This window comes from Qipengyuania xiamenensis, from assembly GCF_019711495.1.
Classification (GTDB): Bacteria; Pseudomonadota; Alphaproteobacteria; order Sphingomonadales; family Sphingomonadaceae; genus Qipengyuania; species Qipengyuania xiamenensis.
In genome coordinates, this window is the sequence record NZ_JAIGNM010000001.1 from 223037 (window position 1) to 246353 (window position 23317).

Consider the following 23317-nt stretch of genomic DNA (forward strand, 5'->3'; position numbering starts at 1 on the left):
GATGTTGCTTGCTGCCGATGTCGGAAACACCAACGTGGTTTTCGCCCTTTTCGAGGGGCGCGAGATCAAGGCTCGCTGGCGGATCGCCACAGACGCGCGGCGCACCGGCGACGAATACGCTGTCTGGCTTCTCCAGCTACTGGATATCGAAGGCTACAAACGTGAGGATATCGACCAGATCATCATCGGGTCGGTGGTACCGCGTTCGATCCACAATCTCAGCGTACTCTCGCGGAAATATTTCGATGTGGAGCCCATGATTGCCGGTGCAGGGGAGGCCGACTGGGGCATCGAGGTCGACGTGGACGAGCCCCGTTCGCTGGGCGCGGACCGTGCGCTCAACGCGATTGCTGCCCATGCGAAATACGAGGGCGATCTTGTCGTGATCGACTTCGGGACGGCAACCACGATCGATGCGGTCGACTTCAACGGTGCCTACAAGGGTGGCATTATCGCCCCCGGGATCAACCTTTCTCTCGATGCTTTGGTGGGTAACACGGCAAAACTCCCGCGTATCGCGATAGAGAAGCCTTCGAGCACAAGCGTCATCGGTCGCAATACCGAAGACCAGATGTTGATCGGCGTGTTCTGGGGCTATGTGGCCTTGATCGAGGGCCTCGTCGCCCGGATGAAGGCTGAGATCGGCCGACCTGCAACGGTGGTCGCCACTGGCGGTCTGGCCCTTCTGTTCGACGAAATTACCGACCTATTCGACGAGGTGGACAGCGACCTGACGCTCGACGGCCTCGCCATGCTTGCGGAGCGCGCATCCTCTTGAAGAAGAACTTTACCCCCGAAGACGAACTGCTTTTCCTCGCGCTGGGCGGGTCCGGCGAGATCGGTATGAACGTCAATCTCTATGGTTGCCAGGGCCGCTGGCTGATGGTCGACCTGGGCATGACCTTCTCGGGCGGGCAATATCCCGGTGTCGATCTCGTTTTCGCCGACCTCGAGTTCATCGAGGACCGCACAAAGGATCTCGAGGCCATCGTTCTCACTCATGCGCATGAGGACCATATCGGCGCTGTTCCTTACTTCGCAGCCGATCTGGGCGTGCCGATCTACGCGACACCGTTCACTGCCGAACTGGTGCGCAGGAAGCTCGAAGAGGCAGATCTCGAAGGCGAGGTCGAACTCAACATTATCGAGGAAGACCACGGCAGCTTCCAGGTCGGTCCTTTCGAGGTCACCTACATCCCGCTCGCCCATTCGATCGCCGAGGGCAATGCCCTGCTGATCGATACGCCGCACGGGCGCATCTTTCATACCGGTGACTGGAAGCTCGATGAGGATCCGATCATCGGCGAACCAACGACCGAGGAGGAACTTACCGAGATTGGTGACGAGGGCATCCTTGCGCTAGTTTGCGACAGCACGAACGTTTTCAACCCGTCGCCGAGCGGCTCCGAGGGCGCCGTGTTCAAGGGCCTGCTGGAGGAAGTGCAACGCCATGTTGGCAAGCGCGTCCTCGTGACGACTTTCGCGAGCAATGTGGCCCGGCTTCACACCCTGGGTGAAGTTGCTCGGGAGACCGGAAGGCAATTGTGCGTTGCTGGGCGTTCTCTCGACCGCATAATCGATGTCGCCCGGCAGAACGGGTATCTCGAGGACTTTCCCGATACGATCGATTTCGACACGGCTATGGCGCTGCCCCGCGGTGAGGTGCTGATCATTGCGACCGGCGGGCAGGGCGAGCCTAGGGCAGCGCTGTCCCGGGTATCGGAAGACAATCACCCGATCGAACTGGTTTCAGGAGACGTCGTCCTGTTCTCCAGCCGCCAGATCCCCGGCAACGAACTGGCGATCGGAGCCGTCCAGAATCGCCTCGCCGCAAAAGGCGTCACCATGGTGACCGACCGCCAGAGCATGATCCACGTCAGCGGCCATCCCGGCCGCCCCGAACTGGAAGCACTCTATGGATGGCTGCGACCGGAAATCCTTGTCCCTGTCCATGGCGAAGTTCGCCATATGCAGGAACAGGCAAGGCTCGGGATCGCGAATGGCATCCCAGACGCAGTCTTCCAGCAGAACGGAGACATCGTTCGCCTTGCGCCCGGCGCACCGGGCAAGATTGCCGAGGTAAGGGCGGGGCGTCTCGTTCTCGATGGTGACATCATCGCGCCGGCAGACGGTGACAGTATCGTGATGCGGCGCCGGATCATGCACGAGGGTGTCGTCATCGTTGCCCTTGACGACCAGCTCAATCCCCTGATCGACAGCCTTGGGCTGCCGCTGGACGAGGATTACGAAGATTTCGTGGCAGAGGCCCGGCAGGATATCGTGACAGCTATCAAGCGGCTGAAGGGCAAGGACGGAAGGTCTGCCGGTGCGGTGCATGAAGCTGCTCGACTGGCCGCCCGCAGGGCTGCGCAGCGTTGGTCCGGCAAGCGGCCGCAGGTTCGCGTCATGCTTCCCACGAGACTTGGATAGGTTTCATGTCATTGCCAATGGAATGGACTTCGATCGTCGCGATTTACGCGCTTTTCTGGGTCGTCAGCGCGTTCGTGCTGCTTCCCTTCGGGGTGCGTACACCTGACGAGGAAGGCATCGCGAAGGTGCCGGGGCAGGCCGAAAGCGCCCCGGTGAATTTCCGCCCGGGCCTGCTGGCAAAGAGGGCGACGATCCTCGCCGCCGTGCTCTGTGCGCTTTACGTCCTGAACTATGCCTATGGCTGGATCACGGCCGACGACCTGATCCTGTGGGGACCGGGCGCCGAGTGATCGCTTACTGGCGCAGGCGTTCCAGGGCCTGAGCCAGTACGACGTACAGCTTGCCCATATCGCTCGACAGCAGAGTTACGCTGACCGCATTGCCATCGCGGGTCGAAAGCAGCGTACGCAGCATCGCCTCGAAATCGTGGATGTAGCGGTTCACATGTTCCCGGAAATCGCTGTCTGCATCGTAGAGTTCGGCGATTTCCCTCGCTTCGCTGTTGTCGATCAGGCGCACCGCGCGGCGCGTAAAGATACCGCGGTCGCCGCGCAGATAGCTTGCCCAAGCCGTGTCGGTGACCTCGCTGGAAAGCGCCTTCGCGATGTCGATCGCGTTGGAGTTGAGGCTTTCCGTAATCAGCGCAACGCGGCGGGCGAAATCGCCATCCACCGTATCGCTGGCCTTCTCGCGCGCGTGGGCGATGCGCGATTCCAGATTGGTGGTCAGTTCGTTGAGCCTGCCCAGCTGATCGCGCAGTTGCTGCGTCATGGCGCGGGCCGCTTCGTCTGACCGTTCGCGAGCCGCTTCGAGGTCTGCCAGCGTCGACTGGGTTTTGTCGGCCAAGGCCTTGTCGATCGCTTCCACGCTCTGCTGGCCGACCTTGGTCGAGATCTGGCCGATGCGATGTGCCTGTTCCTCCTCGATCGAGGCGAGCGCAGCGCGGGCGCGGTTCTCGAGCGTGGCAATTGCTTCTCGGAGTTCGCCCTGCACATGGGCGGCCAGCTCGTTGCTTTCGTTCGAAAGAGCAGCAAGTCCGGCGCGCAGGCGCTCGACGCTGTCGATCTGCGCTGTCGCCGTCTCGCCGAAATTCGCCTGGAAGGCGTCGAAACCGTCCATAGCCTCGCGTGTGCGTTTTTCGATTGCCGACATGCTCTCGGTCAGGGTGTCGCCAGTAGCGCGCGCCTGCCCGAGGAGGTTCTGGACTTCGCCGGCCCTGCGTTCGATCTCGGCCAGACGGTTCTCGGAAGCTTCCATGGCAACGGGAAGCTCGTCGCTGCTGTGCTTGGCGCTTGCCTGGATAAGTTCGAGCAGGCGGACGCTGGCATCGGTCAGGCGGGCGATATCGCGATCGGTCCCTTCAAGGGCCTCACGGCTGTCACGCAATTGCGCATTGAGAGCGTCTATACCGCCTGCGACCGCTTCGCGCGCTTCGTGTCCGTGCGCAGCGATATTGGAGAAGGTCTCTCCCAGCGCCGCGACACGCTGGGTCAGTGCCTCGCCTTCTTCGGTAAGGGCGGCGATCTGCGCGAGCTGCGCCTCACGGCGCTCCGCAATCGCAGCGTCGAGCAGAGTGAACTTCTCTTCGAGCTGTCCGGCGATCTCGTCCTGAGCGGCGGCGAGGGACTGCGTGCGTTCGCGGGTTTCGATTTCGAAAGCCTTGTTGCGTTCGGCGATCCGCTGATCGACCCGCGCGGCCTCTTCGGAAAGCGCGCGCAGCTTCGCATTTGCGGCCTCGATTGCCGCCTCGTCGATTTCCTTGATCTCGGTCACCGCTTCGGTGAGGCGGGCGCGCATGTTCTCGATCTGGTTCGACCAGGCTCCCATTGCCGCATCTTCACCTTCGCGAACCGAGCGGGCGATAGCCATCGCCTCGTCACGCAGCGAGCCGATACGCTCACGCATGGTCGAAAGGGCGAGTTCCTCGTCTGCACTGGCTTGTTTGTGCACCTCTGCAATTTCACTGCGTAGCGAGATCGAGCGTGCATTCAGCGCAGCAAGCGCCTCGATTTCATGGCCGTTCAGCTCATTGCGGAATTCTTCGCTTTCCGCGCGCAGGGCAGCGAAACGCTGTTCGGCAATGGCCTCGAGTTCCTTGGCCTGCTCGCCAAATGCAGTCATCGCGTCGTCGACGCTTGTCCGCACTTCTGCGATGCGGCGCTCGCTTTGGCTGCCATGCTCCTCAAGGGTTGCGAAGCCTTCAACCAATGTATCGAGCTGCTCCTGCGCGGTGCGGCCTACAGCGCCGATGCGGTTGGTAACGTCCTTTGCGGAACTGGCGATCACGGGCAGGTCGTCACGCAGTCTGCCCATATTCTCGAGCGCTGTCGCACTGACGCTCGCGATTGCATCGACCTGCTCGCCATTGTCGCGGATCAGACCCTGCAAACGATCGGCATTTTCGGAAATGCGCTCGGTGGCGCTGCGACCCAGATATTCGAGGTCGCGGGTCTGGCTGCCCAGAAATTCCCGGGCCAGGCTAAGCTCCCGATTGACTACTACGAGGCGCTCTTCAAGCCTCCGGGATTCCTCGGACAGGCTGTAAGCAATCTCCCCGAACCGCTTGGCTTCGTGAGCGGAATTGCGCGTGGCCAGCATCCAGAGGCCCACGATCAGAAGCACCGGTATCGCCCAGGAAGTGGTCCAGGCAATTCCCTGTTGGGCAGTGGCTCCGGCGAGCATGTCGGCACGATTGGTCCAGACGAAAAATCCGGTCCATCCGGCAATCGCCAGCAGTGCGAGAGTGGGCACAATCCATCTGCGCTTGGGGAGGACAGCTTCCTCCTCCAACCATTCCGCGTCTTCGTATTCGACTTCTTCGATGTGCTCCGGTGCCAGCGTTTCTGCGGCTTCGGGAGCTTCCGGCGAGGTTTCCTCACCTTCGACGACGGTAATGTGCGAGCGTTTTGCCATTTGCGCGATTTACCACAATCGAGACGGGCATAAACCCCTGTTTAACCATAAACAGATGGCGCCGGAGTGGAGGCAGGCTCCCAGAATGTCGTGATTATGGGCAATTTGCACGGTGAGATGGCTTGGCAGCGGGTGGTCTGCATCCCTATGACCGGACAGGAAAACCACGGGAGTTCGTCGATTGCGCATCGCATTGCTGTCTACGCTCGAGAGAAATCCCGAGCCCGGACTGCTGCGTCCGGCATTCCGGAGCTATGCCGGTGCGATGGTGGTCGAGCGGCAGCTGGACCTTGCCTTGCAGATGGGTTGCGAACTGGTCGCCTGCTTCGTCGACAGGATCGAGCGCGAAGTTATCGAACTGCAGCGCAGGGCAGAAGAGGCGGGCCTCAAATTCGTGCCCGTGCGCGAGACGGCGAGACTTTTCTCTCTCGTGGGTGAAGACGACGAGATATTCGCTATCGCTTCGGGTGTGCTGCCCGAGGCCGATGCCGTTGCAAAGTCCCTGAACCATCACGGCGTTTTGGCACTCCCGGCCGACCTTGCCGTGCCGCTGGGCTTCGAACGGATAGACCTCGAGCTGGCCTGGGCCGGGATCATGCTGGTTCCGGGCAAACTGATAAAAACGCTGGGAAATCTTCCCGAAGATGTCGATGCACCTTCGGCCCTCATGCGGATTGCCTTGCAAAGCGGGACACGCATCGTCCAGCTCGATCGCAAGTTGATCGACGAGCAGGAATGGCACATCGATCCCGATCCGAAGGCTCTGGCCCAAAGGGAACGCAAGTGGATCGATGCCCAGCGCGAGCCGATCGCATTCACAGCACCTGGTCTTGCAGTGGCGGAACGCGCCGGCGCAAGACTGGCCCGGGACGTTGTCGGAAGAGGTGCGGAGCGGAGTGCCACAGTCGCATCGGCTGTGTTTGCAATCGCCGCCTTGGGTCTTGGAAGTTACTTCGGTGCGTGGCTGGGGTTGGGTCTCGCCGCAACCTCTGCACTCTTTGCGAGAATGGGCCGTGTGGTCGAACGGGTCGCCCAATTGGGCAAGCCCGAGGCGAAGCCAAGCTTGCTGCACCGCGCGCTTGAATGGGCTCTCGACCCGATAATCGTATTCCTGCTTTATCTCGGCTCGCCAGAAGAGTTCGGATACCTTCGATGGTTCGTGCCGGTCATGCTAATCGGCCTCCTTCGCTTGGCAGAGCGTTTCGCCAGCGAGCCATGGCGATCCACCTATGCAGATCGTATCCTGCTTGCCGGTATCCTTTCGTTGGCGGCTTTCTTCGGGTTTTCGAGCGAAGTTGCGGCAGTTCTCGCCTTGCTTATCCTCGTAAGCCGCTTTTTCCAGCCGGTCAGCGAGGGATAACGGCGGCTTAACCATGCCTGTGCTAGGGGCATCCAATGGACGGGATTTCTCCCATGGATGATGCCGAGAACAAGCGCGGCAGCAGCCTTCGCGACGCATTGGCGCGAGGGGATGCGGCGCTTGCTGGCATCCAGCCCATCCTGTCCCATCTCCTGTCGGCGCCAGACCATTCGCTTTTCAGCGACGAGATCGTGGCGCGCATAAGGGGAATGATCGGTGACCTCGCCAACCAGATTCTTCGCGCCCAGGCCGAAAGCACCGGTGAGGGCGGGCGGGATGCCTTCGCTGTCCGTCACGCAGAAGCGCTGAGTGAACATCTGCAAGCGTCTGCCGAGCTTCTTTCCCATTGCCACGCGCTGGCCGTCGAATGGCAGGTTACCGAACGCCTCGAGGCGGAATTCGGGCTGGATCCGGTCCTGTCACCTCTCATGCAACGCATGATTGCCGACAGCGACGGATGGATTTCATCCGGAGCCATGGCGGCACTCGCGGCTCAGGCACGTTTCGTCCAGGCGCAGCGCCGGATGGAACTGCCGATCAGGGAATTGCCCGGGGACCTGTTCCACCGCACCCTCCTGAATTGGCGGGAATACTGCGGCGAGGGACAATCGGAAGCCGTGACCCGGGCAGAAACGAAATTGCGGGCAGGCTTCGATGAAGGGGCGGGAAGGCTCGCCTTGCTGTCACGTCTGGTGTCGGCGCTTGGAGAACGAGCGCAAAGTGCACTCGTTATCGAGGATGCCGGTTCGGGGCTGTTCTTCACTGCCCTTGCCAATCTCTCGTCTCAGCCGCGTGGACTGGCGGTCCTTTCGAGCCATGCCCGGCAGGCAGTCCGTTTCGCGCTTGGCCTGCGCGCAGCGGGTATGGAAGCCGCCCAGATCGACGAAGTCCTCCTGATGCTCCATCCCAGCGGTGCCCCGGTTGCCGGACTAGCCGACATCGGTGAACGCGAAGCGCGGACGTTGCTTGCCAGCTCCAGCGAGGGATTTGCTACACGATGAGCGAGACGATCCAGACATTGACGCGGGCCCGGACGGATGGGGAGGACTGCCTGATCGAGGCCGGAGAGCAGCTGGCCGATCTCAATCGCGCATGCGGCGGCGAGATTGGAAAGACGCTCGCGATTCCGGAGCTGCTTTCGCTGGTCGTGAAGGCTCGCCAGTACGGCTTGAAGCTCGCCCGCCAGTTCAAGGCTATCGATGGTGACAAACAGGTCACTGCCTGGGCCGAGATCACTCCTTCGTTCGGAGGCGACAGCGGTTGTGAAATCTCCATTGCCAATTGGCATGTCGACGACGCTCCGCAGGACAGCGCGGAGGAAGAAATTCGTCGTCGCACAGAGATCAACCGCCACCTTGCGGAATGCTCGGCGCGCCTCGATCCACAGCAACGGGTCCTGTCCATCGAAACCGATGCCGATGACCTCGAACAGTTCGCCGAAAGGGTGCGAAACGCAGTCGGCAAACCCTGGACAGATTTCGTCGAATTTCCCGGCAATGCCCACGCGCAGCCGATGCATTGGCGTATGCTCGACGGGGCAGACTGCCGGATCGAAGGCTCGCGCCGCAGCTGGTCGGCACATCTCGAGCCTCTCGGGAAGGTCGATCCGGGCAGTGCGGGCTTCGTTCTGTATCTCAGCGCTTCACAGCCGCTCGCAGCCGTGAATGCGTCCGCTGGAAGCAGGACGCCGTCTCTCGGACGTGAACTGACGCCGGTCCTTCGCCAGCCCATCAACCGGATTATCGCAAATGCCGAAACGATCCGGACCAAGCTGGCCGGCCCTCTAGCCGAGGAATACAGCGACTATGCAGGCGACATTGCCAGCGCCGGGCAGCATCTCCTCGCTTTGATCGACGACTTGTCCGATCTCGAAGTGGTCGAAGCCGATGATTTCTCTACTGCGCCTGACCTGATCGATCTCGCCGATGTGGCACGCCGGGCATGCGGAATTCTCGGTGTCCGGGCCAGCGAAAGGCAGATCCGGCTTGATCCTCCGGCCGAGGGTGAGATGCAGATGGCCACCGCCGAATTCCGGCGTGTGCTCCAGGTGCTCCTCAATCTCATCGGCAACGCTATTCGCTACGCACCGGAAGAGAGCAGGGTCTGGGTCAGGCTCGATCGAGTGGGAGAACGGGCGATGGTGACCGTGGCCGATCAGGGGCATGGTCTCGACGAAGAGCAGCAGGCCAAGGTGTTCGAGAAGTTCGAGCGGCTCGGCAAGCAGGGTGACGGAGGCTCTGGCCTCGGTCTCTACATCTCCCGCCGGATTGCTCGTGCGATGGGCGGCGATCTTACCGTCGAAAGCGCGAAGGGGCAGGGTGCTCGCTTCACCCTGTCGGTTCCGGTCGCCGAGGCCGACGTTCCGGACGCATAGAAAAAGGGGCGCCGAAGCGCCCCTGATCCTTCAAATTTGTATGGCCGCTTAGCGCTGGCCGATCGGCACGTAGTCGCGCTGCGTCGGGCCCGTATAGAGCTGGCGCGGGCGACCGATGACCTGGCCGGGATCGGAGATCATCTCGTTCCACTGTGCGACCCAGCCCACGGTACGGGCGAGGGCGAAGAGCGCGGTGAACATCGTGGTCGGGAAACCGATCGAGTTCAGGATGATGCCCGAGTAGAAGTCGACGTTCGGGAAAAGCTTCTTTTCCTTGAAGTAATCGTCGTTGAGCGCGAGTTCTTCTAGCTGGAGAGCGGTCTCGAAAACCGGATCGTTCACGTTCAGCGCTTCGAAGACTTCACGCAGCGTCTGCTGCATCACGGTCGCACGCGGGTCGTAGTTCTTGTAGACGCGGTGACCGAAGCCCATCAGGCGGAACGGGTCGTTCTTGTCCTTGGCACGCTCGATGTAATGCGGGATGCGATCGGGCGAACCGATTTCCTGCAGCATGTTGAGCGCCGCTTCGTTGGCGCCGCCGTGAGCCGGGCCCCACAGGCAGGCAATGCCCGCTGCGATACAGGCGAAGGGGTTCGCACCCGACGAACCGGCCAGGCGGACGGTCGAGGTCGATGCGTTCTGCTCGTGGTCGGCGTGAAGGATGAAGATGCGGTCCATCGCCTTTTCGATGGCGGGATGCACTTCATATTCCTCGGCCGGAACGCCGAAGGTCATGCGCAGGAAGTTGCCGGTGTAGCTGAGGTCGTTCTTTGGCTGCAGGAAGGGCTGGCCCACTGCATACTTGTACGCCATCGCAGCGATGGTCGGCATCTTGGCGATCAGGCGGTGGCTCGAGATCTTGCGATGCTCGGGGTCCGAAATGTCGGTGCTGTCGTGATAGAAGGCCGAAAGCGCGCCGACGACACCGCACATGATCGCCATGGGGTGCGCGTCGCGGCGGAAGCCCTGGTAGAACTGGCGCAGCTGGTCGTGGACCATGGTGTGACGCGTGATTGTGTCATCGAAGGTCGCGAGTTCATCGACGCTCGGAAGTTCGCCGTTGAGCAGCAGGTAGGCGACTTCCATGAAGCTGGAATGTTCGGCCAGCTGGCCAATCGGGTAACCGCGGTGGAGCAGGACGCCCTCTTCGCCGTCGATGTAGGTCAGTGCGCTTTCGCAGCTGGCCGTCGACTTGTAGCCCGGATCGTAGGTGAACTTGCCGGTCGTGCCGTACAGCTTGCGAATGTCGATAACGTCGGGTCCGACGCTTCCCTCGAGCACGGGGAAGTCCTGGGCCTGATCGCCGATGTTGAGAGTTGCCTGCTTGTCGGCCACGCGTGTCTCCTTGGTCCGTCTTATTCCTTGCCTGCGGGCAGAGCCTGCGCGTCGATACGCGCGAGTGACTCTTCCTTGCCCAGCAGGACCAGTACGTCGAAAATTCCGGGCGATGTGGTGGTGCCCGTCAGCGCGGCCCGCATGGGCTGCGCCAGCTTGCCGAGGCCCAGTTCGAGCTGTTCGGCATACGATTTCGTAGTGGCTTCGAGAGCCTCGATTGTCCAGTCATTTTGCGCGTGCAGGCGCTCTGAAAGGCCGCAAAGCCGCGACTTTGCCTCGTCGTCGAGCAATCCTGCGGCTTTTTCCGTCATTTCAAGAGGCCGGCTCTTGAACAGGAATGCCGCACCCTCTGCGAGTTCGTCCATGCTGCGCGCGCGGGTCTTCAGGACCGGCATGGCTTCTGCCAGCAGCTTCTCGTCCGCTTCGGGGCCGATCTTGGCTGCGACCAGGCCTGCCAGGCGCGCGTCGTCAGCTTCGCGGATATAGTGGCCATTGAGGTTCTGGAGCTTCTTGATGTCGAAGCGCGAAGGGCTTTTGCCGACGCCATCGAGATCGAACAGTTCGATGGCCTCTTCGCGAGTGATTTCCTCGCGGTCGCCGTGGCCCCATCCAAGACGCAGCAGGTAGTTGAAGAGAGCTTCGGGAAGCACGCCTTCCTCGTCGCGATAGGCTTCGACACCGACCGCGCCGTGCCGTTTCGATAGCTTGGCACCGTCGGCACCGTGGATCAGCGGGACATGTGCGTAGACAGGATCCGGCCAACCGCCCTCGATCGCGTCCATCGCCCGAATGATCGGGAGCTGGCGGAAGGCATTGTTCAGATGGTCGTCGCCGCGGATGATGTGCGTCACACCCATGTCGTGATCGTCTACGACAACGGCGAGCATGTAGGTCGGGGTGCCGTCCGCGCGGAGAAGGACGTAATCGTCGATCTCGGCATTCTTGACCGTGACCTTGCCCTGCACCTCGTCATTGATGACGGTCTCGCCTTCAGTGGGGACCTTCAGGCGAATGACATAAGGGGCACCCTCGGGCGCTTCGCTCTCATCGCGATCACGCCAGCGCCGGTCGTAACGCATCGGCTGCTTGTTTGCGCGCTGCTCGGCACGCATTTCCTCGAGCTCTTCAGGGGTGGCGAAGCATTTGTAGGCGTGGCCCGCCTCGAGCAGCTTCATCGCGACTTCGGCGTGGCGAGCGGCGCGGTCGGACTGGAACACGGGCGGCTCGTCGAAATCGAGTCCCAGCCAGTCGAGGCCTTCGATGATCTTGTCGATCGCGTCCTGCGTGCTGCGCTTGCGGTCGGTATCCTCGATCCGCAGCAGCGCGCGGCCGCCGTGATGGCGTGCGTAGAGCCAGTTGAACAGCGCCGTACGTGCTCCGCCGATATGGAGAAAGCCCGTAGGCGAGGGGGCGAACCGTGTGACAACCTGTTTGCCGGTTTCGCTTGCCATTCCCTCTTCAATCCTTTCAACTACTTGCATGGCGACGCAGGGGGCATCGCGGGTTCCGTTCGGCGATGCGGATGATACCGCCGATGTTGCAGTGCAGCGCCCTTGGAGCATGCGTGCGCTCTTGTCCAGATTTGGGGACGGAATCGAGGCTTTTCTCGGCAATTCCGGCTTCGATCGCGGCCCATGGCTGGTCGTGGCGCTCGCTGCCGGTATCGGAAGCTGGTTCGTCATGGGCGAACGCTGGCAGTGGATGGGCGCGATTGGTCTCGGACTCCTGGTCGCGATTGCATCGCAGTCATTCTGGGCGGTGCGAGATGACAGGGCAGGCCTCAGGTTGGCAGGGTCGGTCCTCGGAATTGCTTTTGCGCTCGGGATAGCGCTGATCTGGGTGCGTTCCGAGATGGTTGGTGCCGAGCCGATCGCGCGGCCGTCCCTGATGCACTTGGACGCCCGTATCCTCGAGCGCGATGAGCAGCCTGCCGAGGGTCGGGTGCGGCTCGTTCTGGCGGTTCGCGATGCGGAAAATGCCATGCCGCTCAAATTGCGAGTCAACGTACCCGAGACCAAGGACAATGCGAGCTTTCGGGAAGGTGCCCGCGTCAGATTGCGGGCCCGACTGATGCCGCCTTCGCCTCCTGTGCTTCCGGGCGCTTATGATTTCGCTCGCGCCGCATGGTTCAAGGGATACGCCGCTACCGGATCCCTCGTGGGGGACATCCGGTTGGTCGAGGCTGCTCCTCCTGCCACCGGTTTGATCGGGGGTATCCAGCGGAGACTTTCCGGACATGTGCGCGAGGAACTGGGTGGACCATCGGGCACAATTGCCGCTGCCTTTGCCAGCGGTGACAGGGGATCGATATCCGAGGCCGATGAAGTCGCCATGCGCGATGCAGGTCTGACGCACCTTTTGTCGATCAGCGGCCTGCACGTGAGTGCGGTGATCGCTGCGGCCTATTTGCTCGCTTCCAAGCTCATTGCACTATCGCCTTGGCTAGCCTTGAGGTTGCGTATCCCGCTTGTCGCAGCAGCAATCGCTGCACTGGCGGGGATTGCCTATACCTTGCTTACCGGAGCGCAGGTGCCGACGGTGAGAAGCTGTGTCGGTGCGATGCTTGTCCTGATCGCGCTGGCCCTGGGGCGCGAGCCCCTCTCGATGCGGATGGTCGCGGTCGCGGCAGCTGTAGTCCTTTTCCTTTGGCCGGAATCTCTTGTCGGTCCGAGCTTCCAGATGAGCTTTGCTGCGGTAATCGCGATCGTGGCGCTGCATAATTCGCGACCGGTGAAGGACTTTCTCGCTCCGCGCGAAGAGGGCAGGGGACGCTGGATGGGACGTCGCGTCCTGATGCTTTTCGCGACCGGCATGGTGATCGAGATCGCGCTAATGCCGATCGTTCTGTTCCACTTCCACCGGGCAGGCCTCTACGGCGCCTTCGCCAATGTGATCGCAATCCCGCTGGTCACGTTCGTTTCCATGCCGCTGATTGCGGTCGCGCTGGTCCTTGACCTGATCGGAGCGGGCGCGCCCTTCTGGTGGCTCGCGGGGGTATCGCTCGATCTCCTGCTAGAGATTGCGCGTGTAACGGCCGCTCAGCCAGGGGCGGTCAAAATGGTGGCACATATCGGCTTGGCGACTTTGCTCATGTTTTTGGCGGGCGCTCTCTGGATAGCCTTGTGGCGGGGGAGGTCTCGGCTCTGGGGCTTTGTGCCAGTCTTCATCGGAGCCGGCATGCTCGTATCTACTCCGACACCGGATATTCTGGTGACGCGTGACGGCCGCGACATCGGCGTGGTCGATGAAGGCGGGTTGGTGCATGTCCTGCGCGAAAGTGAAGGGTCCTATGCGCGCGACAATATCGTGGAGCTGGCTGGCACCGAGGCCAGTCCGATGCTTCTCTCTGAATGGGAAGGCGCGCGTTGCAGCGCAGATTTCTGCAGTTTGCCTGTCAAGAGGGACGAGCGCACCTGGCATGTGCTCGTGGCGAAAACCCGCAACCGCATCGATGAGAGGCAATTGGCCGCGGCTTGCGAAAGGGCTGACATCGTCATCGCCGACAGGTGGCTGCCCCGCAGCTGTAGGCCGAAGTGGATGAAAGCGGATGGCCGCTTCCTAGAGAATAGCGGCGGTCTGGCCATCCATCTTTCGGACGAACGCTTCGATGCAGTCGTCGATAGCCAAGGGGCCCACGGATGGTGGCGACCGCTTGCGGATCGTTAGCTCCATACAATTGGGGCGCCCGACCAATCGCCAGACGCCCCAACAGATTTACCGCCTGACCCCAGGCGATCAATGGTAGCGGCGTAGCAATCCCGCCAGCTTGCCTTGGACCTTCACACGGCCGGCCTCGTAGACCTGAGGTTCGTACGCGCCGTTTGCGGGGTCGAGCCGGACCATCGGACCGTCCTTGCGCAGGTACTTGAGCGTCGCTTCCTCATTATCGACGAGTGCGACCACGATCTCGCCGTCGCGGGCGGTTTCGGCGCGCTTCACAAGGGCGAAGTCACCATCGAAAATGCCCGCCTCGATCATCGAGTCGCCGGAAACCTCGAGCGCATAATGATCGCCGGGGCCAAGCAGAGCAGCCGGAACGGGCATGCTCGACTGGCCTTCGATCGCTTCGATCGGAGCGCCTGCTGCGATACGGCCATGCAGCGGAACATCGATGATGTCATTGGCAGGTTCGGGGGCTGTCGGCTTCGCAGCATGGGCCGCGACGACCGTATCGTTTGCGGCGGGTGCCGGCTTCGAGGCGCTTGAGACCGAATCTTCGGGAAGCTTGATGATTTCCAGCGCGCGTGCCCGGTTGGGAAGGCGGCGGATGAAACCGCGTTCTTCGAGCGCGGAGATGAGGCGATGCACCCCCGACTTGCTCTTCAGGTCGAGCGCTTCCTTCATCTCTTCGAAGGAAGGCGAGATCCCGGTTTCCTCGAGCTTTTCCTGGATAAAGCGGATCAGTTCGTGCTGCTTGGCAGTCAGCATCTGGTCACTCCCATGTTCCTGTTCACAAGGTTGTGAACGAATGTGGAACAATTAGGCAACCAATTTTCGCAAGTCAAGCAATCCCGCCATTTTCGAGGCAATTCCGGAGAACAGGTGTTCCCGTTTCAGTCCGCCGATCGCCAGGCGCCGGACTTGCCTCCGGTCTTCTCAAGGAGGCGAATGGCCTCGATGCTCATCCCTTTGTCGAGCGACTTGCCCATGTCGTAAAGCGTGAGCAGTGCCACGCTCACAGCGGTCATAGCTTCCATTTCGACACCGGTCTTGCCGGTCAAGGTTGCTTCGCTACGCACCCTGATCCCGCCCGATTCGGTAGTGAAATCGACGGTAACGCTTTCAAGGGCGAGGGGGTGACAGAGGGGTATGAGTTCGCCTGTCTTTTTCGCGGCCATGATCCCGGCAATGCGGGCTGCGGCGATGGCGTCGCCTTTCGGGTGGTTGCCGTTGGAAAGAGCCTCCAGTGCAGCGGCATTCATGCGAATGAGACCTTCTGCCACCGCTGTGCGTGCAGTTACTTCTTTCGACCCAACGTCCACCATGCGGGCGGCGCCTTTGTCGTCGAGATGAGTGAGCTTAGCCATGCAACAACCTGTGCGTTGCCGCTGCGACGTCAGCCTGGCGCATAAGGCTTTCACCCACCAAGAATGTGCGAACGCCCGATTTGCTCAGCCGGAGGCAGTCGGCATGGGTGAAGATACCGCTCTCTCCGACCAGCAAGGCATCTTCGGGTGCGTGCTGAGCAAGCTCCTCCGTCGTGGCAAGATCGGTTTCGAACGTCTTGAGATTACGGTTGTTTACCCCGATCAGACGTGAGGTCAGGGCGTGGGCCCTTTCGAGCTCGACGCGATCGTGCACTTCGACCAGGACGTCCATCCCGTACTCAAGCGCCGCCGCCTCGATTTCCCGCATCTGCACATCTTCGAGCGCCGCGACGATAATGAGGATAGCGTCCGCCCCGATCGCCCGTGCTTCGGCGACCTGCCATGGATCGACCATGAAGTCTTTCCGGAGGACGGGGAGGGCACAGGCTGCGCGCGCCTCCACCAGGTAATCCTCGTGGCCCTGGAAATAGGGCGCGTCGGTCAGGACTGAGAGGCACGTGGCGCCGCCGGCCTCATACGCGCGGGCGTGATCGGCGGGGTGGAAGTCCTCGCGGATCAAGCCCTTCGAGGGTGAAGCCTTCTTGATCTCGGCGATGAGGCCGAAGCCACCTGACTGAGCTTTCGCCAAAGCGTTCTGGAAACCGCGAGATTTTCCGCGCCCGGAAGCCAGTGCCTCGAGATCGGCAAGCGAGCGGACGGCCTTTCGTGACGCCACTTCATCACGCTTCGTTGCGCATATTTGTTCGAGCTTGTTCATTTGGCCAACGCAATCCAGTCAGCAAGCAGTTGCTTCGCCTTGCCGGAGTCGATGGCTTCGGCTGCCATTTCGGCACCCAAAGCCCAATCGTCGGTTTTGCCGGCTACGATCAGGGTAGCTGCCGCATTGAACTGCACTGCCTCACGATAGGGGCCGGGTGTCCCCGAAAGCAGGGCTTCGAGGGCCTTGGCGTTATGCGCCGGATCTCCGCCCCGGATCGCTTCGACGGGAGAATGCGGAAGGTTCGCCTGGACCGCGTTGACGCGGCGCATCTCGAAATCGTTGCCGGTCACATCGGCAAGCTCGTTCCCGCCGGCAAGGCTCAGCTCGTCCAACCCCTCGTCACCCGAAGCGATGAACGTCCGTTCGGTCCCGAGCTTGGCTTTCGCTGCAGCATAAATGGGGACGTAAGCCGGACGCGCGATCCCGATCAGTTGCCGCTGCACGCCCGCGGGATTGGACAGCGGCCCCATCAGGTTGAAAATGGTGCGAACGCCGAGCTTCTGGCGAATGGGCTGGATCCGGCCCATCGCCGGGTGGTGGTTCTTGGCGAACAGGAAGCAAATTCCCAGTTCTGCCAAGGTCTTTTCGGCGGTTTTTCCCGCAGCTTCCATATCGAGCCCGAGCACCTCTAGCGTGTCGGCTGCACCCGATTTGCTGCTCGCGGCTCGATTGCCGTGCTTTGCCACGGGTACACCGCAGGCAGCGACCACCAGACTGACTGCCGTCGAGACGTTGAGCGTATGATGTCCATCGCCGCCCGTACCGCAGCAATCGACGGTTCCCTCGGGTGCCTCGATCGGGATCAGGCGCTCACGAAGGGCGCGTGCGGCACCGGCGATTTCCTCTGAAGTCTCGCTGCGCGCAGACATTTCGACGAGGAAACGGCCGATTTCCTCGTCGCTGGTTTCTCCATCTAGGATCCAGCCGAAGACTTCATGCGCGTCACTCTCGGAAAGATGGGTGTCGGCAGAGGGTAATGTCTTCACGCAGGCTCCTTGGCTTCGATGCCGCAGATTTTCAGGAAGTTGGCGAGCAGGGCGTGACCGTGTTCGGTCGCGATGCTCTCGGGATGGAATTGCACACCGTGGATTGGAAGTTCTGCGTGGCGGAAACCCATGACGCTGGCCCCGTCCAGCCCCGGCGTTTCGCTGGTAGCGTTTACGACAAGGCAGTCCGGGATATTCTCTACAACGAGCGAATGATACCGCGTGGCTTCGTAAGGGGAGGGCAGGCCGGTAAACACACCTGTGCCGTCATGTGCGAGGGCGCTGGTCTTGCCATGCATCAGTCCGCCCCGGACCACGCGGCCACCGAAATGCTGGCCGATCGCCTGATGTCCAAGGCACACACCGAGGAGCGGTTTGTTCGCCTCGGCACAGGCGGCGACCAGATCGAGGCTGACCCCGGCCTCGTTAGGTGTGCAGGGGCCGGGTGAAATCAGGTAGCCCGCTACATCCCGGTCGATCGCCTCGCTCGCCGTAATGGCGTCATTGCGCACGACCTCCACCTCAGCCCCCAGCTCCATCAGGTAATGGACGAGATTGAAGGTAAAGCTGTCGTAATTGTCGATTACGAGGATGGATCGGCTGTCGGTCATTCGAGCGGGTGTGTGGCGTCAGTATCGGCAGTGTTCAAGCAAGGATTGCTGCCAGTCGGATCACGCCTGCTTGCCGGCCAGCTTGTCGGTCGCCCGGACCAGGCCGTCGATTATGCCCGGCTCACCTGCCGAATGGCCCGCATCGTGGACGATCCAGAGTTCAGCTTCCGGCCATGCCTTCTTCAGCTCCCAAGCCGAGGTCGGCGGAGTGCAGATGTCATGTCGGCCCTGAACGATAATGCCCGGGATGTGCTTGATGCGATCGACGTTCTTGAGCAGCTGGGCTTCTTCGAGGAAGAAGTCTTCAAGGAAGAATTTGGCACATATACGGGCGAAAGGGACAGCCTTCGACGGATCTGCGAAGCTGTCCAGCAGGTCCTCGTCGGGCAGCAAGGTGGCGACGTTGCCTTCCCACAGCGACCATTCCCTGGCTGCCGCGAGCCGGATCTGCTCATCGCCACTCGTGAGCCTCTCGTAATAGGCTTTCACGAGGTTGCCGCGCTCGTCTTCGGGGATGAGGCCCGAGAAGTCGTCCCATTGCTCGGCCATGATCTCGCTCGCGCCATAGGTGTAGAGCCAGTCCTTTTCCTTCTGGCGGGCGAGAAAGACGCCGCGGAGCACGATTTCGGAAACGCGGTCGGGATGCGCCTGCGCATAGGCGAGAGCGAGTGTCGCGCCCCAGCTGCCGCCGAAGGCCTGCCACTTCTCATGGCCGCACATTTCGCGCAGTTTTTCAACGTCCTCGACGATGCGCCAGGTATCGTTGTGCTCGATTTCCGCGAAGGGAAGCGACTTCCCGCAGCCACGCTGGTCGAACAGCAGGACATCGTAGAGTTCAGGATCCCACTGGCGGCGATGATCGGGAGACATGCCGCCCCCGGGGCCGCCATGCATGAAGACTGCGGGCTTGGCGCCGGGAGTGCCGACGCGCTCGTAATAGAGCGAATGTCCTTCGCCCACGTCGAGCATGCCCGTTTCGTAGGGCTCGATCTCGGGGTACAAAGTGCGCTCGTAATTAATCATCGGGCGTGTCCTTTTTCCTGACCACCAGGATGGGGCCGATGGGTGCGCCGGTATCGAGGCGTTCGGTAGCGGGGTTCCACAGGGCCGATACGTTTCCGTCGAGGTAGAGTGCGTTCTTCACCTCAAGCTCGTCGCGGAAGAACCGGGCAAGTTTTCCGAAGCTGATGGGTCCGTTCGAAATCACGAAATGCGCTCGGCCGCGATCATCGACGCCGACACCATTGCGGATCAGCCTGGATTCGCCATCCTGCGAAATTTCGGGATGCAGCTTTCCGTCGATGACCAGCATCGGACCCGACTGGGTTCCGAATTCCGGGCGCTCCGTCACATTGGCGAGGAAGTCCGACGTAGTGCGTACCTCCCACTTGCCGTCCGAACCGTAGAAGACACCGTTCGGGTCCATGTGGAAATTACCCGAACCCTCGTTCGTGTTGAGGGTCTGGAGGCGCTGCGAATTCTCGACAAAATATCCGATCGGGTTTCCGTCGTCGTCATACATGCCTGCATTCATCGCAAAGGCGATGGTTTCGCCATCTTCGCTGCGCGAGAAGGCGGACAGGCTGCGGTATGGCGATCCGTCGGAAGGGGACAGATCGGTCGCGATCGTATGCCGAGAGGGCACGGCCAAACAGTGCGTAAGCGGCGTGTCCTCGAAGATGATCGATCGACAGGCGCTTTCGACCTGCATCGTCCCGCCCTGCGTCTCTTCAGGCGAGGGGGTGGCTGTCGGGGTAGGGTCCGCTTTGCCGTCGATGCGGGTCCGGGTTACCGGCTCGCCTTCGGGAGCGGGTTCGCATGCCGTAAGTGCAAGAAGTGGCAATGCCAGAAAAGCGTATTTCATTGTCCGTAACCGGGTTCCCTTGCGAGGCGGACGGCCTCGCGTGCTGCGGCGAATAGCGCGCCGGCTTTGGCTTCGCATTCTCTTTGTTCATAGGCGGGATCGCTGTCGGCGACGATCCCCGCGCCGGCCTGTACGTGCATGGTCCCATCCTTCACGACAGCGGTTCGCAGGACGATGCAGCTATCGAGCGAACCGTCCGGTGCGAAATAGCCGACGCCGCCGGCGTATGGGCCTCGCGTGGCAGGCTCCAGCTCCGCGACGATTTCGCAGGCCCGCACCTTGGGAGCACCACTCACCGTGCCGGCAGGAAAGCCAGCGAACAGCGCGTCGAGCGCGTCGCGAGATGGATCGAGTTCGCCAACCACATTGCTCACGATGTGCATGACATGGCTGTATCTCTCGACGGTGAAACTGTCCGTAACGGTGACAGTGCCGCTCTTCGCAACACGGCCGACGTCGTTACGTCCGAGATCGAGCAGCATGAGGTGCTCGGCCCGCTCTTTAGGATCTGCGAGAAGCGAGGCTTCCGCAGCCCGGTCCTCTTCGGGTGTGGCGCCGCGAGGACGCGTACCGGCGATGGGACGCACGGTCACTTCACCATCGCGAACGCGAACGAGGATTTCCGGGCTCGAACCGACCACGGCAAATCCGGGCAGGTCGAGGAAATAGAGGAAAGGCGAGGGGTTCACGCGGCGAAGCGCACGATACAGTTCGATCGGGGGTAGGGCGAAAGGAGCGGTAAAGCGCTGAGACAGGACCACCTGGAAGATGTCGCCTGCAGCGATGTATTCCTTCGCCCGCAAGACCATCGCGGCATAGTCTTCGGAGGCCATGACCGGCTGAGGATCCGGATCGCCATAGGTTTCGTTCTGCGCGGTGAGTCCGGCTTGATGGGAGGTCAGGCGCGCCAGCGTGCTGTCGATCCTCTCCTCGGCAAGGGTCAACTGACCTTCCATGTCATCACTGCCGGCCCAGAGAGGGGCGATGCAATACAGCTCGTCGCTCAGGCTATCGAAGACGAGAAGAACGGTAGGGCGTGCGAAAAGCATGTCGGGCACGTCGAGCGCTTGCTTCCCGGCACGCGGCAGTTTTTCCACCAGCCCGATCGTTTCGTAGCCGAAATATCCCACCAGGCAGGCAAGTGCAGGGGGGAGACCCTCCGGCACATCGATCCGGCAGTCGGCAAGCAAAGAGCGCAGGGCGGATAGGGTGGGCTGGTCCTGCGCTTCGAATGCCTCGCGATCATATTGCCACTGGCGATTGATTTCCGCCGCATTGCCTTGTGCGCGAAAGACTAGGTCCGGATCGAGGCCGAGCAGGCTGTAGCGCCCGCGCACTTCCCCTCCCTCGACGGATTCGAGCAGGAAATCACCGCGCCCTTCTTCGATCAGCTGCACAGCAGCGCCGACCGGGGTCACCATGTCTGCAACCAGCCGCCGCCAAACGAGGGCGGGGCGCCCGCTAGCGAGTGCCTCCTGCGCTCTTGCGCGGCCTTCGAGTTGGCCAGCCAAGCGCGGTCTCAGTTGGTTTCGCCGAGGAGCTGGCGACGAACGGCTGCAATCGCATCGGGATTGCGCTCGACACCGATCGATTCGCGCATCGCCCGACGAAGCTGGGCGGCATATTCACCGCTCCAGTTCTGGGCGACCTGCGTTTTCGCCACGTCGATCAGAGGATCGTTCTCCTCAAGCTCGTCGAAACTGATCGATTCAAGGTCGACTACGTACCAGCCCTGATCATTGGTGCCGTCCAGCTTCTTGGTCGTGCCTTCGGCCATACCGAAGAGCAAAGCGACGGGCGTGGGCACATTACGACCCTGCAGGCGGGCGAGCTGTTCACGCGTGTATTCCACCTGATCCGGTGCAGGGATTGCAGCTTCTTCGGCCGCCACGGCTTGTGCGAGACTACGTCCTTCTTCGACGCGCTTCACGATGCGGGCTGCGGCAGCTTCGGCCAATTCGTTGCCGCGGACACGGCGCCATTCCGCCGTCACCTCGTCACGGATTTCGGAAAGCGGAGCTGCTGCCGAGGGGGCGATATCGGCGACCTCATACAGGATGAAGGTTTCGCCATCGGGCAGTGCGCCGATTTCGGGCTGACCCTCGCCGATCTGAAACGCGAGTGTCAGGGCAGGCGCAAGGACCGGATCGACGCGTTCCGGGGTGCCGTAAACTTCGCCGCGCGCCGTAATAGGAGCGGTGGTCTTGAGATCCAGCCCGAATTCTTCGGCGATCGACTGGAGCGATGCACCGTCCACAAGACGGTCCTCGGTCGAAACGGCAAGTTCGGCGATGCCGCGTTCGCGCTTTTGCTGACCAAGGATTTCGGCAATTTCGTCGCGAGCTTGTGCCAGGTTGCGCGCCGGGATCTGGGTGACACCGTCGACGCGGGCAATATGCCAACCGAGCGAGCTGCGAGCGGGCGAAGTCAACGACCCTTGGGCCGCGCCGAAATAGGCTTCGACGACATTGCCCGAACCGGCGACCTGTTCGCGAAGCTCCTCGCGGGTCGCGCCTTCGATTTGCGTGGTGGCGAAGCCGGCGCTGGAGGCGGCCTGCGCGATGGTCTCACCAGCATTCACGCGCGCTGCAATCGCTTCAGCGCCCTGCCGGGTTGCGACGATCAGCTGGGTGAATGTGCGGGTTTCACTTGCCGCGAACTGTTCCGAATTGTCTTCGTAATATGCGGCGATTTCTTCGTCGGTGGGAATAATGCTGTCACCGAGCGCTTCACTGCCAAAGGTGGCGTAGCGCAGGACACGGCGTTCAGGCCGCACGAATCGCGACTGCTCTTCGTTGTAGAATTCTTCGAGCACCTCATCGCTCGGTGCCTCTGCCGGGACAAACAGACGCGCAGGAATGGTCGCGATCGCTCCGCTGCGACGCTCCTTGAAAGTCCGGGCGTAGGCGAGGGCAAGCTTCTCGGGGAGCTTCGCGGCAGCAACCGTGGCGCCCACTGACTGCTGCTCGAACAGGCTGGTGCGGATCTGGCTGCGAACCTCTGCGTCGGTCAGCTGGGCCTGCTGGAGCAGGGCTGCATAAGCTTCCTGGTCGAACTCACCTTCGGGCCCGCGCACACCGGGGAGGTCGCGAATAAGATAGTTCACGAGGTTGTCGCCTGCGCGAAAGCCATTTTCCTCGCCCCAGGCAATCAGCGTGTAGCGATCGATGAGGTCATCGAGGATCCGGTCGATGCCGCCGTTTGCAAGGAGCTGCTCCATCGTGACATCGGGATTCTCCCGGCGCGCTTCTGCAAGTGCGTCATTCACTGCCTGCTGGAACTCGGCCGTGCCGATTTTCCTGTCGCCGACGACAGCCACGCTGTCACCGCCCGCTACACCGCCGAACGCGCCCGTATTGGAAACGTCCATGCTGGCAAAAGCGAATCCGATCAGGCCCAGAAAAGCCAAGGTAATGGCGAGGCCGATCTTCGATTTGAAGAAATTGCGGAAGAATGTGAGCATGGCTTGCGGTGAGGCCTTTTCGGTGCTTAGGGGCGCACGACTTTCCGGATGGAAGGCTGCACGTTTGCGATTGAGCAGCGCGCTTTATCCGCCCTGCGACCTCCCCGCAACAGGTGCCGTCCGGTTTTGGTGCAGAAACAAACACGACTGGCGGTCGCGCGCTTAGCCCCTAT

19 protein-coding genes are annotated in these 23317 nt (G+C 61.7%); 7 read left to right on the forward strand and 12 right to left on the reverse strand.

The annotated features are described in order from the left end of the window. The first annotated feature begins 1 nt into the window (after position 1). Genes K3165_RS01140 through K3165_RS01150 form a run of 3 tightly spaced genes read left to right on the forward strand, consistent with a single transcriptional unit; the run spans position 2 to position 2720 of the window. Positions 2-778 carry a type III pantothenate kinase gene (locus tag K3165_RS01140; RefSeq protein WP_221547043.1) on the forward strand — a complete coding sequence of 259 codons (777 nt, stop codon included), beginning with the start codon at positions 2-4 and terminating at the stop codon, positions 776-778. Continuing rightward, positions 775-2430 (forward strand): ribonuclease J, encoded by a 1656-nt coding sequence (locus K3165_RS01145; protein WP_221547044.1) that lies wholly within the window; start codon positions 775-777, stop codon positions 2428-2430. Before K3165_RS01140 ends, K3165_RS01145 begins: the two co-directional genes overlap by 4 nt. A gap of 17 nt (positions 2431-2447) precedes the next feature. Then, the gene (locus K3165_RS01150) at positions 2448-2720 is read left to right on the forward strand and encodes a DUF1467 family protein (protein WP_221547045.1); all 273 of its coding nucleotides are present in this window, start codon (positions 2448-2450) and stop codon (positions 2718-2720) included. A gap of 4 nt (positions 2721-2724) precedes the next feature. Here K3165_RS01150 and K3165_RS01155 read toward each other — a convergent pair whose 3' ends face one another. Then, the gene (locus K3165_RS01155; RefSeq protein WP_221547046.1) at positions 2725-5343 is read right to left on the reverse strand and encodes a coiled-coil domain-containing protein; all 2619 of its coding nucleotides are present in this window, start codon (positions 5341-5343) and stop codon (positions 2725-2727) included. A gap of 193 nt (positions 5344-5536) precedes the next feature. On the opposite strand from K3165_RS01155, the gene K3165_RS01160 reads away from it, so the two are divergent. Genes K3165_RS01160 through K3165_RS01170 form a run of 3 tightly spaced genes read left to right on the forward strand, consistent with a single transcriptional unit; the run spans position 5537 to position 9077 of the window. Beyond that, entirely contained in the window at positions 5537-6703 is a 1167-nt protein-coding gene (locus K3165_RS01160; RefSeq protein WP_221547047.1) for a hypothetical protein, read from the forward strand. Positions 6704-6738: 35 nt separating this feature from the next. Then, positions 6739-7704, forward strand: a complete 966-nt coding sequence (locus tag K3165_RS01165; RefSeq protein WP_221547048.1) for a hypothetical protein — start codon at positions 6739-6741, stop codon at positions 7702-7704. Beyond that, positions 7701-9077: a sensor histidine kinase gene (locus K3165_RS01170; RefSeq protein WP_221547049.1), complete on the forward strand. Its 1377-nt coding sequence runs from the start codon at positions 7701-7703 to the stop codon at positions 9075-9077. Before K3165_RS01165 ends, K3165_RS01170 begins: the two co-directional genes overlap by 4 nt. A gap of 48 nt (positions 9078-9125) precedes the next feature. On the opposite strand, the gene K3165_RS01175 is transcribed toward K3165_RS01170, so the two are convergent. Continuing rightward, on the reverse strand, positions 9126-10412 hold the full coding sequence (locus K3165_RS01175) for a citrate synthase (protein WP_221547050.1): 1287 nt from the start codon (positions 10410-10412) through the stop codon (positions 9126-9128). Positions 10413-10432: 20 nt separating this feature from the next. Continuing rightward, positions 10433-11863, reverse strand: coding sequence for a glutamate--tRNA ligase (gene gltX, locus K3165_RS01180; RefSeq protein WP_221547051.1), 1431 nt, complete (start codon positions 11861-11863; stop codon positions 10433-10435). A gap of 28 nt (positions 11864-11891) precedes the next feature. Between gltX and K3165_RS01185 the strand changes: the two genes are divergently transcribed. Further along, positions 11892-14078, forward strand: a complete 2187-nt coding sequence (locus K3165_RS01185) for a ComEC/Rec2 family competence protein (RefSeq protein ID WP_221547052.1) — start codon at positions 11892-11894, stop codon at positions 14076-14078. Between the two features lie 69 nt (positions 14079-14147). Here K3165_RS01185 and lexA read toward each other — a convergent pair whose 3' ends face one another. From lexA to K3165_RS01230, 9 genes are all read right to left on the reverse strand, one after another. Continuing rightward, entirely contained in the window at positions 14148-14840 is a 693-nt protein-coding gene (gene lexA, locus K3165_RS01190) for a transcriptional repressor LexA (RefSeq protein ID WP_221547053.1), read from the reverse strand. Positions 14841-14965: 125 nt separating this feature from the next. Next, on the reverse strand, positions 14966-15439 hold the full coding sequence (moaC, locus tag K3165_RS01195; RefSeq protein WP_221547054.1) for a cyclic pyranopterin monophosphate synthase MoaC: 474 nt from the start codon (positions 15437-15439) through the stop codon (positions 14966-14968). Then, on the reverse strand, positions 15432-16217 hold the full coding sequence (trpC, locus tag K3165_RS01200; protein WP_221547055.1) for an indole-3-glycerol phosphate synthase TrpC: 786 nt from the start codon (positions 16215-16217) through the stop codon (positions 15432-15434). Before trpC ends, moaC begins: the two co-directional genes overlap by 8 nt. Next, the gene (gene trpD, locus K3165_RS01205) at positions 16214-17206 is read right to left on the reverse strand and encodes an anthranilate phosphoribosyltransferase (protein ID WP_221547056.1); all 993 of its coding nucleotides are present in this window, start codon (positions 17204-17206) and stop codon (positions 16214-16216) included. The genes trpC and trpD overlap by 4 nt, the downstream gene beginning before the upstream one ends. After that, positions 17203-17817: an anthranilate synthase component II gene (locus K3165_RS01210; RefSeq protein ID WP_221547057.1), complete on the reverse strand. Its 615-nt coding sequence runs from the start codon at positions 17815-17817 to the stop codon at positions 17203-17205. Before K3165_RS01210 ends, trpD begins: the two co-directional genes overlap by 4 nt. Positions 17818-17877: 60 nt before the next feature. Next, positions 17878-18840, reverse strand: coding sequence for a prolyl aminopeptidase (gene pip, locus K3165_RS01215; protein WP_221547058.1), 963 nt, complete (start codon positions 18838-18840; stop codon positions 17878-17880). Continuing rightward, positions 18833-19681, reverse strand: a complete 849-nt coding sequence (locus K3165_RS01220; protein ID WP_221547059.1) for a phosphodiester glycosidase family protein — start codon at positions 19679-19681, stop codon at positions 18833-18835. The genes pip and K3165_RS01220 overlap by 8 nt, the downstream gene beginning before the upstream one ends. Beyond that, complete coding sequence (gene trpE, locus K3165_RS01225) at positions 19678-21192, reverse strand: anthranilate synthase component I (RefSeq protein WP_247713850.1); 1515 nt, start codon at positions 21190-21192, stop codon at positions 19678-19680. The genes K3165_RS01220 and trpE overlap by 4 nt, the downstream gene beginning before the upstream one ends. Before the next feature lie 8 nt (positions 21193-21200). Then, on the reverse strand, positions 21201-23144 hold the full coding sequence (locus K3165_RS01230) for a peptidylprolyl isomerase (RefSeq protein WP_221547060.1): 1944 nt from the start codon (positions 23142-23144) through the stop codon (positions 21201-21203). Positions 23145-23317: the final 173 nt, after the last annotated feature.

Bases quoted from the DNA above. Each gene is read 5' to 3' on its own strand.
- K3165_RS01170 (WP_221547049.1), top strand. From the start codon at position 7,701: ATGAGCGAGACGATCCAGACATTGACGCGGGCCCGGACGGATGGGGAG.
- K3165_RS01155 (WP_221547046.1), bottom strand. From the start codon at position 5,343: ATGGCAAAACGCTCGCACATTACCGTCGTCGAAGGTGAGGAAACCTCG.
- K3165_RS01185 (WP_221547052.1), top strand. From the start codon at position 11,892: ATGGCGACGCAGGGGGCATCGCGGGTTCCGTTCGGCGATGCGGATGAT.
- pip (WP_221547058.1), bottom strand. From the start codon at position 18,840: ATGATTAATTACGAGCGCACTTTGTACCCCGAGATCGAGCCCTACGAA.
- K3165_RS01220 (WP_221547059.1), bottom strand. From the start codon at position 19,681: ATGAAATACGCTTTTCTGGCATTGCCACTTCTTGCACTTACGGCATGC.
- K3165_RS01230 (WP_221547060.1), bottom strand. From the start codon at position 23,144: ATGCTCACATTCTTCCGCAATTTCTTCAAATCGAAGATCGGCCTCGCC.
- K3165_RS01140 (WP_221547043.1), top strand. From the start codon at position 2: ATGTTGCTTGCTGCCGATGTCGGAAACACCAACGTGGTTTTCGCCCTT.
- lexA (WP_221547053.1), bottom strand. From the start codon at position 14,840: ATGCTGACTGCCAAGCAGCACGAACTGATCCGCTTTATCCAGGAAAAG.
- gltX (WP_221547051.1), bottom strand. From the start codon at position 11,863: ATGGCAAGCGAAACCGGCAAACAGGTTGTCACACGGTTCGCCCCCTCG.
- K3165_RS01210 (WP_221547057.1), bottom strand. From the start codon at position 17,817: ATGACCGACAGCCGATCCATCCTCGTAATCGACAATTACGACAGCTTT.
- trpC (WP_221547055.1), bottom strand. From the start codon at position 16,217: ATGAACAAGCTCGAACAAATATGCGCAACGAAGCGTGATGAAGTGGCG.
- K3165_RS01165 (WP_221547048.1), top strand. From the start codon at position 6,739: ATGGACGGGATTTCTCCCATGGATGATGCCGAGAACAAGCGCGGCAGC.
- moaC (WP_221547054.1), bottom strand. From the start codon at position 15,439: ATGGCTAAGCTCACTCATCTCGACGACAAAGGCGCCGCCCGCATGGTG.
- K3165_RS01150 (WP_221547045.1), top strand. From the start codon at position 2,448: ATGGAATGGACTTCGATCGTCGCGATTTACGCGCTTTTCTGGGTCGTC.